The organism is Streptomyces sp. AC627_RSS907 (assembly GCF_019049165.1).
The window spans coordinates 1-553 of record NZ_JAGMUE010000265.1 but is presented as its reverse complement, the minus strand read 5'-3'; the positions used below and the strand labels follow the sequence as shown (position 1 = coordinate 553).

Sequence of the window (553 nt, the reverse complement as noted above, 5' to 3'; positions counted from 1 at the left end):
GAAGTCGGCGTTGCCGCAGTAGTTGCTCGGGCCAGTGAGGGGCGCAGCGATCTGATTACCGGAGGCGGTGCCGCCCGAGGGGCGTGGTCCGACGCGTGCTGCTGGTGGTTGGCGCAGCCGCAGCCGAGCGCCGGCGCGAGCATGTCCACGGTGCCGCCCGCCCGCGCCGTGCCCGCCGACGGCTCCAGTTCGTTACTGATGTGTTCGGGTCGTTTCCGCGACAGGATCAGCGGCATTGGGGCGAGTGTTGTCTGCGAGGGCTGATGCTGGATGGTCGTCCGATCCGGCCGATGGCCGAGCCGCTGCCGGACGGCAGCATGCAGTTCGTGACCGGCTTCGGCAACGTGTACCCCATACCGGCGCCGAGCTCCAGCACACGGTGATGACCTGGGTGATGACCGGTACGTCGCGGTAGACCGGGGCACCCCGACTGCGCCCTGGCGTCGCTCCAGGCGGCGCGCACGGCCGCGCCCCAGGCCGTCCGGTCAACCCTCAGGCGAAGGAACGGTGGCTGGTTGGCCCACCGCGGCAGAGCTGCGGCACTGCAGTGGAT

The 553-nt window shown here is 70.5% G+C and carries 1 protein-coding gene and 1 pseudogene; one reads left to right on the top strand and one right to left on the bottom strand.

The features are described from left to right. Positions 1–236, bottom strand: a 236-nt coding sequence (locus tag KUM32_RS45070; RefSeq protein ID WP_308408780.1) for a hypothetical protein, incomplete at its 3' end; no start/stop codon positions are given. On the opposite strand from KUM32_RS45070, the pseudogene KUM32_RS44125 reads away from it, so the two are divergent. Then, positions 201–344: pseudogene (locus tag KUM32_RS44125) on the top strand (IS701 family transposase); the annotation flags it as partial. The gene KUM32_RS45070 and the pseudogene KUM32_RS44125 sit on opposite strands and share 36 nt — an antisense overlap. Between the last annotated feature and the right edge of the window lie 209 nt (positions 345–553).